The organism is Streptococcus oralis (assembly GCF_026782345.1).
GTDB classification, from domain to species: domain Bacteria; phylum Bacillota; class Bacilli; order Lactobacillales; family Streptococcaceae; genus Streptococcus; species Streptococcus oralis_CK.
This window is the reverse complement of the sequence record NZ_JAKUWI010000001.1, coordinates 1,473,801-1,489,242: the sequence shown is the minus strand read 5'-3', so window position 1 is coordinate 1,489,242 and position 15,442 is coordinate 1,473,801. Positions and strand designations below refer to the sequence as shown.

14 protein-coding genes and 1 pseudogene are annotated in these 15,442 nt (G+C 36.3%); all 15 read right to left on the bottom strand.

Going from position 1 to position 15,442, the window contains the following annotated elements; translation table 11 throughout:
- Window positions 1-36: 36 nt before the first annotated feature.
- Window positions 37-288: pseudogene (locus tag MK405_RS07280) on the bottom strand (23S rRNA (uracil(1939)-C(5))-methyltransferase RlmD); the annotation flags it as partial.
- 39 nt (window positions 289-327) lie between these two features.
- The gene (gene ftsH, locus MK405_RS07275; protein WP_247941885.1) at window positions 328-2,286 is read right to left on the bottom strand and encodes an ATP-dependent zinc metalloprotease FtsH; all 1,959 of its coding nucleotides are present in this window, start codon (window positions 2,284-2,286) and stop codon (window positions 328-330) included.
- A gap of 15 nt (window positions 2,287-2,301) precedes the next feature.
- Entirely contained in the window at window positions 2,302-2,844 is a 543-nt protein-coding gene (gene hpt / locus MK405_RS07270; protein ID WP_247941886.1) for a hypoxanthine phosphoribosyltransferase, read from the bottom strand.
- A 4-nt stretch (window positions 2,845-2,848) separates the two neighbouring features.
- Window positions 2,849-4,126: a tRNA lysidine(34) synthetase TilS gene (tilS, locus tag MK405_RS07265; protein ID WP_247941887.1), complete on the bottom strand. Its 1,278-nt coding sequence runs from the start codon at window positions 4,124-4,126 to the stop codon at window positions 2,849-2,851.
- Window positions 4,123-5,391, bottom strand: a complete 1,269-nt coding sequence (locus tag MK405_RS07260; RefSeq protein ID WP_268704661.1) for a serine hydrolase — start codon at window positions 5,389-5,391, stop codon at window positions 4,123-4,125. The genes tilS and MK405_RS07260 overlap by 4 nt, the downstream gene beginning before the upstream one ends.
- Window positions 5,384-5,506: an SP_0009 family protein gene (locus MK405_RS07255; RefSeq protein WP_000429343.1), complete on the bottom strand. Its 123-nt coding sequence runs from the start codon at window positions 5,504-5,506 to the stop codon at window positions 5,384-5,386. Before MK405_RS07255 ends, MK405_RS07260 begins: the two co-directional genes overlap by 8 nt.
- Window positions 5,507-5,510: 4 nt before the next feature.
- Window positions 5,511-5,879 carry a septum formation initiator family protein gene (locus MK405_RS07250; RefSeq protein ID WP_000041924.1) on the bottom strand — a complete coding sequence of 123 codons (369 nt, stop codon included), beginning with the start codon at window positions 5,877-5,879 and terminating at the stop codon, window positions 5,511-5,513.
- Complete coding sequence (locus MK405_RS07245) at window positions 5,872-6,138, bottom strand: RNA-binding S4 domain-containing protein (protein ID WP_268704660.1); 267 nt, start codon at window positions 6,136-6,138, stop codon at window positions 5,872-5,874. The genes MK405_RS07250 and MK405_RS07245 overlap by 8 nt, the downstream gene beginning before the upstream one ends.
- Before the next feature lie 57 nt (window positions 6,139-6,195).
- Window positions 6,196-9,699 carry a transcription-repair coupling factor gene (mfd, locus tag MK405_RS07240; RefSeq protein ID WP_268704659.1) on the bottom strand — a complete coding sequence of 1,168 codons (3,504 nt, stop codon included), beginning with the start codon at window positions 9,697-9,699 and terminating at the stop codon, window positions 6,196-6,198.
- Window positions 9,700-10,269 (bottom strand): aminoacyl-tRNA hydrolase, encoded by a 570-nt coding sequence (gene pth / locus MK405_RS07235; protein WP_000163921.1) that lies wholly within the window; start codon window positions 10,267-10,269, stop codon window positions 9,700-9,702.
- A 72-nt stretch (window positions 10,270-10,341) separates the two neighbouring features.
- Entirely contained in the window at window positions 10,342-11,457 is a 1,116-nt protein-coding gene (gene ychF / locus MK405_RS07230) for a redox-regulated ATPase YchF (protein WP_067193739.1), read from the bottom strand.
- 84 nt (window positions 11,458-11,541) lie between these two features.
- Window positions 11,542-11,736, bottom strand: a complete 195-nt coding sequence (locus MK405_RS07225) for a DUF951 domain-containing protein (RefSeq protein ID WP_000285178.1) — start codon at window positions 11,734-11,736, stop codon at window positions 11,542-11,544.
- Between the two features lie 64 nt (window positions 11,737-11,800).
- Window positions 11,801-12,937, bottom strand: coding sequence for a DNA polymerase III subunit beta (dnaN, locus tag MK405_RS07220; RefSeq protein WP_084853093.1), 1,137 nt, complete (start codon window positions 12,935-12,937; stop codon window positions 11,801-11,803).
- A 158-nt stretch (window positions 12,938-13,095) separates the two neighbouring features.
- Window positions 13,096-14,394, bottom strand: a complete 1,299-nt coding sequence (gene dnaA / locus MK405_RS07215) for a chromosomal replication initiator protein DnaA (protein ID WP_419153027.1) — start codon at window positions 14,392-14,394, stop codon at window positions 13,096-13,098.
- A gap of 279 nt (window positions 14,395-14,673) precedes the next feature.
- On the bottom strand, window positions 14,674-15,432 hold the full coding sequence (locus tag MK405_RS07210) for a ParB/RepB/Spo0J family partition protein (protein ID WP_268704657.1): 759 nt from the start codon (window positions 15,430-15,432) through the stop codon (window positions 14,674-14,676).
- Window positions 15,433-15,442: the final 10 nt, after the last annotated feature.

Below are 15,442 nucleotides of genomic sequence, written 5' to 3'. Positions count from 1 at the left end.
CTTTTCCTCCTTTGTCAAGATCTTTTTTCAGTGAATTTAATTTTTTCTTTTCTTCACTAACTTAACCACTGCTTCTGTCCGTGCAGTGTGGGGAAACATATCGACCGACTGGATATACTGAAGATCATAGACTTTTACTAGTTTAACCAAATCTCGTGCCAAGGTCGAAACATTGCAAGATACATAGGCCATCTTTTCTGGAACATAGGTCAGAATGGTATTCAACAGCTTATCATCTAAGCCTGTACGAGGAGGATCTACTATCAAGGCATCTGGTCGGTAGCCATCACATTAGAACATAAAAAGAGAGGTCGAACCTCTCTAAATTTATTTTTCTTCACTCATTTTTGATTTTACTTCATCATAAGATAGTGCATGAGATTCCTCTTCTACTGTCTCAGGCATTTTTCCTGTCTCGTAAAGAGATTTAATCTGTGTACTATCCAATGTTTCGTATTTCAATAACGCTTCTGCAATTAACTTATGAGTTTCACGATTTGATTGGATAATTTCAGCAGCTTTGTTTCGTGCCTCATTTAATAATGAACGAACTTCCTCATCAATCTCATAGGCTGTTTGCTCTGAAATTGATTTTTGAGGACTTTGTGCACCAAACATAGCATGATTACCTTCGTATTGAACTGGGCCAAGTTTTTCACTCATACCGTATTCAGTGACCATTGCACGAGCCATCTGTGTAGCTTGTTCAAAGTCATTTGAAGCTCCTGTCGTTTGGACATTAAAGATAATCTCTTCAGCTACACGACCACCCATCAAACCTGCCAATTGCTCTTTCATGTCTTCTTTAGATAGAAGCATTTGATCCTCTTTCGGAAGTGCAATCATGTAGCCACCTGCACGTCCACGTGGTACAATGGTAACTTTATGAACAACACGGGCATTTGACAAGACTAAACCAACAATGGTATGTCCAGCCTCGTGGTAGGCAACCAATTCACGTTCTCTTTGTGATACTGTCTTATCTTTCTTAGATGGTCCAGCAATCACTCTGTCCTCTGCCTCATCAATATCTGAAGCATCAATGATTGATTTGTTGCGACGAGCAGCAACTAAGGCCGCTTCATTTAGAACATTTTCTAAGTCAGCTCCCACAAATCCTGGGGTTTGTTGGGCAACTAGTTTCAAATCAACATCGTCTGCCAAAGGTTTATTTTTAGCATGAACTTTCAAGATTGCTTCACGACCTTTAACATCAGGGCGACCAACTAAGACTTTTCTATCAAAACGTCCTGGACGGAGAAGAGCTGGATCTAGAACATCTGAACGGTTCGTCGCAGCGATAACGATGATTCCTTCATTTCCCTCAAAACCATCCATCTCAATCAAGAGTTGGTTCAAGGTTTGTTCACGTTCATCATTTCCTCCACCAAGGCCTACACCACGTTGGCGACCAACAGCATCAATTTCATCGATAAAGATGATGGCTGGCGCTGCTTTTTTTGCATCCTCAAAAAGAGAACGAACGCGGCTTGCACCAACTCCGACAAACATTTCTACAAAGTCAGAACCTGAGATACTAAAGAATGGAACACCTGCTTCCCCAGCAACTGCCTTAGCAAGTAATGTCTTACCTGTTCCCGGAGGTCCCTCCAAAAGAACACCCGCAGGAATACGCGCGCCAAGTTTGGTAAATCTTTTTGGATCTTTTAAAAATTCAACAACTTCGACTAATTCTTGTTTTTCTTCTTCGGCACCTGCAACATCTGAGAATCGTACCTTGATATCTTCTTTGTTAGCAGCTTTGGCCTTGCTACGTCCAAAACTCATTGGATTTCTACTATTATTTCCTCCCATATTTCCCATCATAGAGAATAGGAAGAAGAAGAGAATAGCAAATGGCACAACAGAGACAAGGATATTGATCCACATACCGCTAGAACTCTCATGTTTAACCGTTACCTCAGCCTGATGTTCAGAAGCAAGTTTTTGCAATTCTGAAACTGTTGAATCAGACGGAAGAATGGTACTTGAGAATCTTTCTACTGTTGTGGCAGCAGGAGTGAAAAATTGAATCCCTGTTTCTTCTTTACTAGTCTTAGGATTTTTATAAACACCAGACACCTCAATGATGCTACCATTTGGCTGATAGGTCAATTCTTTTACATTGTCTGCTGTAATTTCTTTTACCAATTCTGTATAGTTAATTTTTTCGCTTCGCCCAGCAGTATTTCCAGAGTAAAAATACTGGAATCCTGTCACTAGGAAGAAGATAATTAACAAGTAGAGAAATGGATTTCTAACTAAACCGTTATTTTGTTTTTTCATTAAAGATAGATCTTTCTAATTTGAATAAACTTCTTCTTTCAATACTCCGACATAAGGAAGGTTACGATAATTTTCTTTATAATCCAGACCATAACCTACCACAAACTCATTTGGAATAGTAAAACAGGTATAATCCGCTTCAATTTCAACAACACGTCCCTCTGGTTTGTCCAACAAAGTCGCGATTTTAACAGAAGCTGCTTCTCTTGCAATAAACATATCTCGCAAATTTTTCAAAGTTTGACCTGTATCGATGATATCCTCTACAAATAAAACATGTCTTCCTTTGATATCTTGAGTCACGTCTTGCTTGATATTGATGACACCACTACTTGCTGTTCCACCATGGTAACTAGATACCATCATGAAGTCCATCTCAATATGCGTATCAATATGTTTGACCAATTCAGCCATAAAAGGAATCGATCCTTTTAGAATTCCAATAAGAATTGGATTTTTCCCCTCATATTCTTTTGTTAATTGTGCACCTAGCTTTTTAGATGCTTCTGTAATTTCATCATGTGAAACGAGAATTTTTTTTATATCGTGTTCTAACATCTTTTTACCTATCTATTTTTTCTATATAAATTACAGTGTTCATTATATCATTTTTCGTGTTTTTACTCAAATCACTGGTCGCAATTCCTAAAATTGAGACAATTTCTCCAAATTGCTCAATAATAGGGGTTGTTTTTCGTTTTTCAATGGGGATTTTCAAATCTATAAATAAACGTCTCAGTTTCTTTCGATGCCCATTCAGGATAAGAACATCGCCAGGTTTTCGACATCTAATATGTACAGATGTTTCCCGTGAAACCGTTACTTTTTGAACAAAATCCCCTTCAATAGGAATGCCAAAGGAAAATAAATAGCCCATATATCGAACTTGATTTTGATAGTGTAACACAAGTTCATCTTCCTTTTCATCGGCCTGAGGACTGATTTTACAAACTCGAAAATTCTGATACTCTTTTATCAATTCATAGCCATTTTTAAGAGAATGACGATACTGGATTTTCGTTGTTAAAATCTGTCGAACTTCAGCAAACTGAGCCTTTGTCAGATTTAAGTCTGGAAATTGATTAAGATAGTTCTGGAGCAAGATTCCTTGAGTTTGTTGAGAGTATGAAAATAGCTCATTCAAATCTTCCACATCAATTTGTTTCGAAAGCTCTGTTATTGTTGCTTGGTAATCTGAAATTTCCCTTCCTAAATCTAAAAGGGCGAATTTAAGACGAGGATTTTCTTTTTCAAGTTCTGGTAAATACCTATTCCGAATGCGATTGCGAAAATAGGTATTTTCCTGATTTGTTTGATCTTCAAAATGAAAAATTGGTGGAAAATCCTTTTTATGAAAAGGTAACAAGGGACGGATGATTTCAATATCATCAACTACTTGACCTTCTTTTATTCCTGTTAAATGACGTAGCCGACTTCCTCGAATCAAGCGCATCAAAATCGTTTCAACTTGATCATCTGCATGGTGGGCAGTAACCAAGGCGGTCGCTCCAACCTCTTTCATGATTTTCCTAAAAAAATCATAACGAAACTCTCGAGCACGCGCTTCTGAAAAGTCTCCTGAAAAGCTTGTGATATAAATAGGAAGTCCAGCTTCATCAGCTAACTTCCTTAGTTCATTTTCCTCCCAGTCAGACTCCCTTCTCTGCTTGTGATTGACATGTGCTACAATCAGCTCAATTTCTAACTCATTTTGATAAGTAGACAATAGATGGAATAAAAACATTGAATCCAGTCCGCCAGACAAAGCTAACACGACTTTCGAATGTTTTTTGAAATACTCTTTTCGGAGAAAATGATTTAAAAAATCCTGTTCCCTCATTTTAAAACCTCATAGACATCCTTAGCTATCTTAGCAATAGTGTCATAATCAGAATTTTTAGTGAAAATAGAAAGAACGAAAGGAGAATCCGTATAAACAATGGCAGTGTCATGTTTATACTCGTCGGCATCTCCAATTTTATGAGCTACCTTAACCGAAACACCTTTTGCGATTCGTTGGTTGTCAAAATCGGTCTTACCTAGAGACTCTAGAACAAAACCATTCTGATTATAAATAGCTTCCATGACCTTTCCAGCCATTTTTGAAGAAGTCAATTTATCATTCACATCCCAATCTTCACCCATAATGGTGGACATTTTTTCTTTGAAAGCCCCGTCAGATTGATTGGTCACGTAATAACCTAAAATATTATGAGCAACATTATCAGACTCTTTTGTTACCTTGGTAATTAACTGTTGAAGACTGTATTCTTTGTTATCTTCTTTTTTAGGCAAGCTACCACTACCTTCTGGTTTATAGGACCCAGGGAAACTATTTACTTCTGAGATATACTTGAAGCTACTGTCTAGCGTATATTCCCCCTGATTTATCTTATCTTGAGCATAATAAATGTAGGCTAGTTTCAAGATGCTAGCTGCATAGAGTTTGCTGTCTTCATTCACCCCAGCCTCTTTACCTGTACTCAGTTGTTTAACATAAATAGAATAATTTTCATTCTGATAGTTACTTGATAAAATTTCTTGAACCTTCTGGATGCGATTGTCTTCTTCTGAGACGAACTCTTTTGATACCCACCCAACTTGATCAATATGAAGAAATTCTTGTCCCTCAGCAAAGAGAGCTCTATCCACCGTTACAAGTTGATAGGGAGAGAGGGAGGAAGAAATTTCTTTCGCATCATAGGGGGTGTTATAGATAACAAACCCTGGCTCCAACCATACTTGCCTATTTTGAGTTTGAACTTGACTTTGATCATAGACCAAACGCTTATCTGCAAGGATAAACTGGTGATTATCTAATTTAAAAACAGGAACACCTTGTCTATTCAAACGCCACTCTACGATTTTAAAGGCGTTTCCAGGAGTCAATTTACCAGACTCCTTGACAAGATCCTCATTAGCGTAGATTGCTGTTTCTCCGTATACCATTGGAGATTCCAGAGTTTCCTTATAGTAGAATCCATAATCCGACTCAGTTAAATAATAAATTTCTTGTGAAGAGTAAGGAAGCTGTTTTTCTGTGCTAACTACTCTTGAAGTTATGATAAAAGCAGGTAGCAATAAAACTACTAAGAACTTACGCATTCTTCTCTTCCCTTTCTTCTTGTAATCGTAATAAATGATTTTTAGCTGCTAATTCCTCTAATTTTTCATCTGATAAACTTAAAAATTGCTCAACAACTTCCAATAAATTTTCCATGATATTACCTCGGAAGCAAATCAGGAATTGTGTAAATTGCTTCTCGTTTCTTTGAGTAATAGTACTTGGCGCGTGCATATTTTGCTACATAGTCTTCATCTTTTAACTTTGCAGCAAAAGCAGATTCCTTATCCTTTTCGTCACTAAGAGTTTGATACTGCTCTTTCAACTCTGTCAATTGCTGGCGGCGTTGTAGTAACTGATTATAGCTTTGAGCCAAATTATAAGTTGGTAAAATAAACAACAAGATCATCAAAATAAGGACCCAACCCATAAAACGATTTCGTTTTTGTCTCTCCTTCATCAGGTAACGACGACGTTGATGTTCATTTTGAATAAAAGAATTATTCATCTGTACAATATTTTTAGACATTTTCTTCTACCCGTGTTTCGCTGAGAATTTCATACATGCCTGCTGCATCTTCTTTTTTTGTACTATCTTTCATTTCTAGTATTTTAACAAGCAACAACTTATTTCCAAAGCGAATTTCAACTTGGTCATCAACTTTCAAATCCGTTGAACTTTTTGCCAAGATTCCATTCACCTTTATTCTACCTTTATCTGCTACTTCTTTTGCGACTGTGCGACGCTTAATAATTCGTGATACTTTTAAATACTTGTCTAATCTCATTTTTATTACCTCAAATTATTATTGTACCATTTTTATCCTTTTTATAGAAGAAAAATGTTAAATGGGATTTGCTTCCTTTGATTCTTTTATCTCTAATAAACTTTCTCCAAAAATCAGCAAACCTTCTAAAATTTCATAATTCTTCTTGTTTCGGACATCGAATACAACTTCCATTAATCCCTTATTCTCAGCTATGGCTGCTTTTAAGTTCGTTGCGGATAAAGCTTTAAAATAATCTTGAGCCAAGAATAATCGCTGAGTGACTTTTTCAAATTGAACTGTAATCTTGTTATCTTTTCTTTCCACACGTTCTACAAAGACCTTGTCCAAATATGACTTAACCAAACCAATCTCTAAAAGGTAGGCTACTACATCTGGGTATTCTCCAAAGCGATCCATCAATTCTTCTTGTAGTTCTTCATAGTTGACACGATTGTCAATTTGACGAATTTTCTTGTAAATTTCAATCTTATGTCGTTGATCAGAAATATAAGTGTCAGGAAGATAAGCATCAATTTGTAAAATCAACTCAGCATTTCCTTTGGTTCTTTTATTCCCATTACCGTTACGTTTAGCAATAGCTTCCTCTAGTAACTGCGAATACAATTCAAAACCAACAGAATCAATGAAACCAGACTGCGATTTTCCTAGGAGATTTCCTGCTCCACGAATCGAAAGATCTCGCATCGCAATCTTAAATCCTGAGCCCAATTCTGTAAATCCCTTAATCGCTTCTAATCTCTTCTCAGAGACTTCACTGATTGATTTTTCTGGACGATACATGAGATAGGCATAGGCAATGCGATTGCTCCGACCAACTCTTCCCCTTAATTGATACAAGGTTGACAAGCCCATATGGTCTGCATTTTCAATAAATAAGGTATTGGCGTTTGGAATGTCAACGCCTGTTTCAATTATGGTAGTTGTCACCAAAATATCATATTGGCCTTCAATAAAGTCCAATAGAGTGTTTTCTAACTGAATTTCACTCATTTGTCCATGAACATACCCAATCGAAGCCTCTGGAATCAACTCCTGTAATTCTGAAACCTTCTGGTCAATCGTGTCAACTTTATTGTAAAGATAGTAAACTTGACCTCCACGCTCCATTTCACGCAAGACAGCATCACGAATCACACTAGGATTCTTCTCCAATACATAGGTTTGTACTGGATAGCGATTGGTTGGAGGAGTTTCAATAACAGACAAATCTCGGATTCCCAGCATAGACATGTGGAGAGTACGAGGGATTGGCGTTGCTGTCAAGGTTAGAACATCTACTTGTTTTTTTAGTTCTTTTAAAGTTTCCTTATGCTTAACACCGAATCGTTGTTCCTCATCAATAATCATCAAGCCCAAATCAGAAAACACAACATCTTTAGACAAAACACGATGCGTTCCAATCAAAATATCAACTTGACCATTCTTTAATTTTTTAAGTGTCTCTGCCTGCTCTTTTTTACTTTTAAAGCGACTCAACACATCAATATTAACAGCAAAATTTTGGAATCGTTCCTTAAAATTCGTATAGTGCTGTTGTGCTAAAACTGTCGTTGGAACTAGAACGACCACCTGTTTGTGATCATTGACTGCCTTAAAAGCAGCACGCATTGCAACTTCAGTCTTTCCAAAACCAACATCCCCAACCAGAAGTCGATCCATGGGATGAGAATCTTGCATATCTCTCTTGATTTCCTCAATACTACGAAGTTGATCATCCGTTTCAACATAAGGAAAAGCATCATCAAAAGCATCTTGCTCTTCATCATCAGCTGAAAAAGCATAACCCTTCAACTGACTACGCTCAGAATACAGTTTGATTAAATCGTCAGCTATATCCTCTACCTGATTCTTAACTTTTTGCTTGGCCTTTTTGAAATGACCATCATTTAATTTATTAAGTTTTGGCGCTTTACCATCACTTGAAACATATTTAGACAGTAACTGAATCTGCTCCACTGGGATGGAGATTTGGTCACCATTTTGATACTGTACACTGACATAATCACGATGAATCCCTTTGATTTCAATTGTTTCGATTCCTAAATATTGACCAATTCCATGGATATGATGAACAACGTAGTCCCCTTTTTCAAGTTCATTATAATCTTTTAATCGCTCTGCATTTGAAGTATGTTGTCTTCTAAAACGACGTTTTAATTTCTTTTGAAAAATCTCATGTTCAGTAATCAAGAGAATTTTTTCATCTACAAAATGAAAACCATGTCTTAGATTACCCTCAATCAAGTTTACAGATTCTTTACAGATACTTGACTTATCTTTGGAATCCAATTTGATTTGGTATTCCTCTAAAACATCCTCCAATGTTTTACTTCCCATTGAATTGCTAGACTGCAAAACAATGGTGTAGTCCATTTTTTTGTATCGCTCAATTTCCTCTTTAAGAAAAGAAAACTGATTGAAAAACTCTTGCATGGGGTATTGATTAAATTGATAAATGTGATCAAACTTGAGATTTCCTAAGCCCTTTTGCAGATTGGAGAAAAAGGTAACTGGACTTTGTTTTTTATAGGTTTGCTCTGTATCTGCAAAATACTGCATCTCAGAAAATGATTTACCATTCTGTAAATCTTCTGTAAAGTATTGCGCTAATTCTCTTTCAAAGGCTTCATACTGATTCATCAATTTTTGATAGTCATCAAAGAATACTGGCGTATCTTTTTCAATATAATCAAATACAGTCCATGTTTTATCATAACATAAAGATAAAAACTTTCGACTATCTGAATGTACTTGTTTTTGATGAAAACTTGACAAAATTTCTTCTAGATAGGATTTCAAAATCGGCGATAGAGTCTTCGAAATTTGCTTTTCTAAAGCTGACTGACCTCGTTGATAATCTTTTTCTCTCAAAAGTATGTCGCTAGCTGGAAAGATAGTGAGGTTTGTCTGATTTTCTTTCGATAATTGTGTTTCAACTTCAAATGACCTGATACCATCTACTTCATCACCAAAAAACTCAATTCGGAAAGGTTCTAACTGAGACATCTCAAAAATATCTAAAATATCTCCTCGAATACTAAACTCACCTTGGGTCTGTACTTGAGTAACTTTTCGATATCCAATTTCCTCTAACCGGTGAAGTAGCTCGTGTTGGTCATATTCTTCACCAACCGCAATCTTTATAATACTTTCTTTAAATCTAGTCGGAGAGGGTAAAATCAACCGACTCGCTGCGATATTACAAACTAAAATCCCTTTCTTAGACGGATCACTCAAAAAACGCAAGGCCTCAACCCGCGAAATGATTTTTTCTTGTGAAGACATCAAAAACTCTACCATAGGAGAGTCATCAACCAAAAATGGATAGACAAATTCCTCTCCTAAGAGAGAAAGAAGATCACTGATAATTCGTTCTGCTTCACCATAAGTCGAGGTCAGTAACACAACCTTATTTTCTTTTTCTAGACTGCTTGCAATTGCAAGAGCCTTGGTAGACGTTGATAAACCAAGTATTAGTTGTCTTTTCTTATCTATCAGATTTTGATGCCATTTTTTTATCTGATCATTTTCTGAGAATAAATCTAATAAAGTCACCATTTAACCATTATACCTCTGCATTGTTTTCTCAAAGTTTTTCTCTTGTAAATAGTAGTTTACAGCATCGTCAACCTTGTCAATAGACTGTAAAATACCCACATAGTCATCCTGATCAAACTTACTTAAAACATGATGAACAACTGACATGCCTTTTTTAGGTCTTCCAATACCTATTTTAACACGGTTAAATACCTGAGTACCTATATGTTGAATAATAGACTTGATACCATTATGACCACCAGCTGACCCCTTTGCTCTTAAACGAATTTTCCCAACTTCCATGTCAAGATCATCGTAAATAACGAGTAAATCTTCAATATCCAAACCATAGTAAGTCAATAAAGCATGAACCGCTTTTCCACTTTCATTCATAAATGTTGTTGGTTTGACGAGATAAATTTTTTCTCCATTGAAGAAAAAAGAAGCTAGGTCAGCTTGAAATATCTTGTCATGTGTAAAGGTGACATTTTGTTTTTTGGCCAATTGGTCAATCAACATAAATCCAACGTTGTGCTTAGTTTCAAAATATTTATCCCCTGGATTTCCTAATCCAACAAGTAATTTAGTCATTTATTTTCCTTTCAAAAGCCAAAAGGGTTGGAATTTTTTTCCAACCTAATTGACACTATTTATTAAATGTTATTAAACGTTAAAGCGGAATTCCATGATATCGCCATCTTGAACGATATATTCTTTACCTTCTTCACGCAAGCGTCCAGCTTCTTTTACAGCCTTTTCAGATCCATATTTCACTAGATCCTCATATGACATTGTTACTGCACGAATAAACCCTTTTTCAAAGTCTGAGTGGATAATACCAGCTGCTTGAGGAGCTTTCATCCCTCGCTTAAAGGTCCAAGCACGGACTTCTTTTTCACCAGCTGTGAAGTAAGTTCCAAGCCCAAGCAAGTGATAGGCTGCACGAGTCAACTTGTCAACACCTGATTCAGTCAAACCAAGTGCTTCAAGAAACTCTTGCTTATCCTCATCGTCTAACTCAGAAATTTCTTCCTCAGCACGCGCAGAAATAACTACTACTTCAGCATTTTCTGTCGCTGCAAATTCACGAATTTGCTTCACATATTCGATAGAATCTGGGTCTCCAACAACATCCTCATCCACATTAGCAACATAAAGAACTGGTTTAGTGGTCAAAAGGAAGAGACCTTTGACAACCTTTTGTTCCTCATCTGTGAATTCAATGGTACGAGCTGATTTTCCATCTTCAAGGACTGGTTTAATTTTTTGAAGAACGTTAAACTCCGCTACTGATTCTTTATCTTTTTGTGTACGTGCCATCTTTTCTACACGCGCATAGCGTTTATTAACTGATTCTAAGTCAGCAAGAATTAACTCTAGGTTAATGGTATCAATATCTGCAAGTGGATCCACAAAGGCGTCTTCACGTCCTTGCTCGCGCATAACATTTTCATCATCAAAAGCACGAACTACGTGAACAATCGCATCTACTTCACGAATATTGGCCAAGAATTTATTCCCTAGCCCTTCTCCTTTTGAAGCTCCTTTTACAATCCCTGCAATATCTGTAAATTCAAAGGTTGTTGGAACTGTCTTTTTAGGTGTAATCATTTCCGTTAGTTTTTGTAGGCGTTCATCTGGAACTTCCACCATCCCAACGTTTGGATCAATAGTCGCAAATGGGTAGTTTGCCGCCTCTGCTCCTGCTTTTGTAATTGCATTAAAAAGGGTTGATTTACCAACGTTTGGCAAACCAACGATACCTGCTGTTAAAGCCATAGTTTCTCATTCTCCGTTCTCATTTCAATCCCTAACATTATAACACAAAAAGGGAAAACTTGCTAACTCTCTAACTAAGGGTTCTTAGTCAATAATCTTATTCATTTTTCGTTCAAAATCATAGCGACTCATCATGACAAGGTGGTCACAATTGCTACATTTGATTTTGATATCTGCCCCTACACGAGTGATTTCCCAACGATTAGCTTTTTTTCCTGTTGATTTGATTATGCAAGCATGAGGCTTTTTCATCTCAACAAAATTTCCAACTTGATACATACTACTCTCCTTTTCTTTTTCGATTATATCATAAAAGAGGCGAGCCAGGCTCAACCTCTTTCACTTAATTTGTACGAACTGGTGTAATGAGCTGCATGAAATCTTCGTCAGTATCTGCTGGCACAAGAGTAAATGGACGAACAGCTGAGATAAAGCTAATAGTTACCTTTTCGCTATTTAAAGCCTTGAGGGAATCAATCAAGTAAGTTGGGTTAAAACTAATAGTTAAATCATCCCCAGTCACCTGCTCCGTATCGATTTCTTCGTTTACCTTACCAACTTCTGGAGAGTGAACATGGGCACTAACAACCCCACCTTTAATTTCAAGCTTCACAGTACCGTTTTGAGTCGCACTTGATAAGAGACGTGCACGTTCCATAGATTGACGTAAATTAACAACATCAAAAGTAATTGTAGTGTTAAAGTCTGTTGGAATCAAGCGATCTGTATCAGGATAATTACCTTCTAGTAGACGAGTGTAGAAGCTAATATTTTCGCTTCTAAAGAGGATTTGATTATTTGCAAAGAAAATCTCTACAGTTTCAATATCATCTGTAAATACCGCTGAAAATTCGCGTAGAGAACGACTAGGAATTACCACATCGAAATCATCTCCATTTTTTTCAAGAGTCAATTTCTTCTGGCTAAGTCGGTGTGAGTCTGTCGCAACTGTTTTTAGTTCCTTGTGTTTGCTCAATACAAAATGAACACCTGTTAAGATTGGACGACTTTCTTGTGTACTTGCAGCAAAAGCTGTTTCATTGATAATTTTCTTGAGTAGTTTGGTTTCAAGAACCAAAGGAGTACTTGCTGAAATTTCTTGAATACGAGGATATTGTTCGCTATCTTTTCCTTTTAGAGTAATTTCTGATTTATCACTTGTTAAGACAATTTGTTTTTGTTCAATCTCTTTGAAATCTAGCGTTACATCTGGAAGACTGGATACAACATTGATAAAGAAAGAAGCTTCAAGAAGAATCGAACCCAAAGAAGTGATCAAAAGACCAGCATCTTCATTCTTTTGAGAAATGAAATTTTCAATAGAAATTTGACCGTTTGATCCAATTAAAGTAATTCCTTCATTGGTAACGTCAATTTTGATTGTTGATAAAATTGGAATAGCATTTTTAGAGCTTATTGCTCGTTTTGTAGTATTTAAGGCTTGTAGAAATAAATTTTTATTGATTGAAAAATGAATCATGGATTCTCCTTTATTTATTTTTAGTATTAGAAAGTTAATAGTAATAATAGAGTCTGTGAATTCTGTGGAAAACTGAGTGCTATTTAGTAAACTTAAGCTTCTAAGCTTGTTTAAAAAATGTGGATAAAAAAGATAAGAAAGGAAAAGTTATCCACAAGCTACTTAATTTTCTTTTTGATTGCTTCTATTTCTAAACGTAAATTATCGTCTTCGTCAATCAATGATTTGATTTTAGCATGGGCATGAATAACGGTGGTGTGATCCTTTCCGCCAAATTCTTTTCCGATTTTTGGAAGACTGTTATCTGTCAGTTCTCTAGCTAGGTACATGGCAACTTGACGTGCTAAAACGATGTTTTGAACTCGTCTCATCCCCTTCATTTCTTTGACACTCACTCCATAAAAATTACCAACTTCAGTTTGGATTTTCTCAATTGGAATAACAAGTATCTGGCGAGCGTCTTGCTTACGTGCTCTAATAGCTTCCGCAGCAATATCAATAGTAATATCCTTAATCTTCTTCACTCTGGCAATTAAAGTGATATCGTTGATTGCTCCTTCTAATTCTCGAACATTTGAATCAAATTGGCCAGCCAAGTACTCTAGAGTATCACTTTGGAAATGGTAATCCAAGTGCTCTGTTTTACTTTGAAGAATGGCGATACGTGTCTCAAAGTCAGGAGGGGTGATATTTTGCGTCAATCCCCAGCTAAAGCGTGTAACAAGTCTTTCCTCAAGGCCTTCTAGGTGTTTAGGACTTCGATCACTGGTTAGGACAATCTGTTTCTGTTTATCATGAAGAGCATTGAAGGTATTGAAAAATTCTTCTTGGGTCGCGACTTTTTTGCCACTGAGAGATTGGATATCATCGATCAACAAGAGATCAAGGCTACGGTAAGTCTTTTTGAACTTTTCCATTTCCCCAAGTCGCAAGTGTTCAAGAAAGTCATTGATAAAGCTTTCGGCAGGAATGTACTTGACACGCGCATCAGGAATATTTTTCAAAATCTCATTTCCAATCGCATTGAGCAAGTGAGTCTTTCCAAGACCAGGTCCTCCATAGATGAAAAGAGGATTATAGGTCAGAGCTAAATCTTCAGATACAGCTAGTGCAGCAGATACCGCCCAAACATTCCCATCACCTTGAATAAAGTTATCAAAGGTATATTTTTCTTTTAATCCTGTTTCAGAATAAGGAATCGTTGGTAGTGCAGGTGTGTAATTGTAAGTAGAGACACTATTCGTATCATTTACTTGAGGAGATTCTGTACTCTGGGGTTTAGTGAAAATATAGTGAGGTTTGATTTCAGAATCATAAATTTCAAAACCAGCAGCAATGATAATATCTTTTAATTGCTTTTCCCACACCATTTCCATCTCTGATCTCGGTAGAAATATAGTAGCTGTATTTTCTTCTACTTTGATGAGTTCAGCAGGTGTAGCATAGAAATCATACATAGATCGAGTCAATCTTTCTTGAGCAAATTCTAAAATACGATTCCAAAATTGCTTTTCTTTCAACTATTTTTCCTCCTTTACTATGATTTTAGTAGTTTAGTGCTAGACTTATTTTACCATAGATAGTAGGAATTTTCCACAGATTGTGGAAAAGAATCCACAATGTTAGTAGTATTTATCCACAGGCTGGGGATAAATAGCTATTTCCTTGATTCAATAAGGTTTTTGATAAAAAAATTAGTGGATAAATTTGTGGGTTAAGAAAATAAAAGAACAGCCTTATTTCAGGCTGTTAATAATTCTATCGTATTCTTCTTGACTTGAAAAGGAGATAATAATCTTTCCTGTATCTTTTTTAGAAAGTTTAATTTCTACACTTAAACCTAGTAGTTTTTTTAATTTATCTTCTTCATCTTTGATGAAAGAATCACTTTTTTTTTGCTTCTTGTGTTTTTTTTCTGTCAGTAGTGCTTCCAACTTTCTCACAGAGATGTCTTCATTTTTAATTAGTTGAAAGAAATAGTCTTGCTGCTCTTTGTCTAAACCAACTAGTGAACGTGCATGCGCTTGAGAAATTTTTCCATTTTCTACTTCAGCTAGGATATGCTCTGGTAGGGAAAGTAAACGAATAAAATTAGTGATATAAGGTCGAGATTTCCCCATTTTATCGGCTATCTCAGTGTGAGTAAATCCTTTTTCTACTAAAGATTCGTAGGCGCGTGCTTCTTCAACAGGATTTAAATTTTCTCTCTGCAAATTCTCAATGATTGATTGAACCATCATTTCCTGATCTGAGAGGTGCTTTACAACGGCTGGGATAGAGGTCAGACCAGCCAAGAGAGAAGCTCGATATCGTCTCTCTCCTGCAAGGATTTCATAACCAATTACAGGAGATTGACGAACGATGATTGGTTGGATGAGCCCATTTTCTTTGATTGACTGAGCCAATTCTTTTAATTTTTCTACATCAAATTCTTTCCGAGGTTGGTAAGGATTTTTTTGTATTTCAGAGATAGAAATCATTTCAAATTTTTCCATGATTCTACAC

Bases quoted from the DNA above. Each gene is read 5' to 3' on its own strand.
- mfd (WP_268704659.1), bottom strand. From the start codon at position 9,699: ATGGTGACTTTATTAGATTTATTCTCAGAAAATGATCAGATAAAAAAA.
- ftsH (WP_247941885.1), bottom strand. From the start codon at position 2,286: ATGAAAAAACAAAATAACGGTTTAGTTAGAAATCCATTTCTCTACTTG.
- MK405_RS07225 (WP_000285178.1), bottom strand. From the start codon at position 11,736: ATGTATCAAGTTGGAAATTTTGTTGAGATGAAAAAGCCTCATGCTTGC.
- hpt (WP_247941886.1), bottom strand. From the start codon at position 2,844: ATGTTAGAACACGATATAAAAAAAATTCTCGTTTCACATGATGAAATT.
- MK405_RS07255 (WP_000429343.1), bottom strand. From the start codon at position 5,506: ATGGAAAATTTATTGGAAGTTGTTGAGCAATTTTTAAGTTTATCAGAT.
- MK405_RS07210 (WP_268704657.1), bottom strand. From the start codon at position 15,432: ATGGAAAAATTTGAAATGATTTCTATCTCTGAAATACAAAAAAATCCT.
- dnaN (WP_084853093.1), bottom strand. From the start codon at position 12,937: ATGATTCATTTTTCAATCAATAAAAATTTATTTCTACAAGCCTTAAAT.
- MK405_RS07250 (WP_000041924.1), bottom strand. From the start codon at position 5,879: ATGTCTAAAAATATTGTACAGATGAATAATTCTTTTATTCAAAATGAA.
- dnaA (WP_419153027.1), bottom strand. From the start codon at position 14,394: ATGTATGATTTCTATGCTACACCTGCTGAACTCATCAAAGTAGAAGAA.
- MK405_RS07260 (WP_268704661.1), bottom strand. From the start codon at position 5,391: ATGCGTAAGTTCTTAGTAGTTTTATTGCTACCTGCTTTTATCATAACT.
- MK405_RS07245 (WP_268704660.1), bottom strand. From the start codon at position 6,138: ATGAGATTAGACAAGTATTTAAAAGTATCACGAATTATTAAGCGTCGC.
- pth (WP_000163921.1), bottom strand. From the start codon at position 10,269: ATGACTAAATTACTTGTTGGATTAGGAAATCCAGGGGATAAATATTTT.
- tilS (WP_247941887.1), bottom strand. From the start codon at position 4,126: ATGAGGGAACAGGATTTTTTAAATCATTTTCTCCGAAAAGAGTATTTC.
- ychF (WP_067193739.1), bottom strand. From the start codon at position 11,457: ATGGCTTTAACAGCAGGTATCGTTGGTTTGCCAAACGTTGGTAAATCA.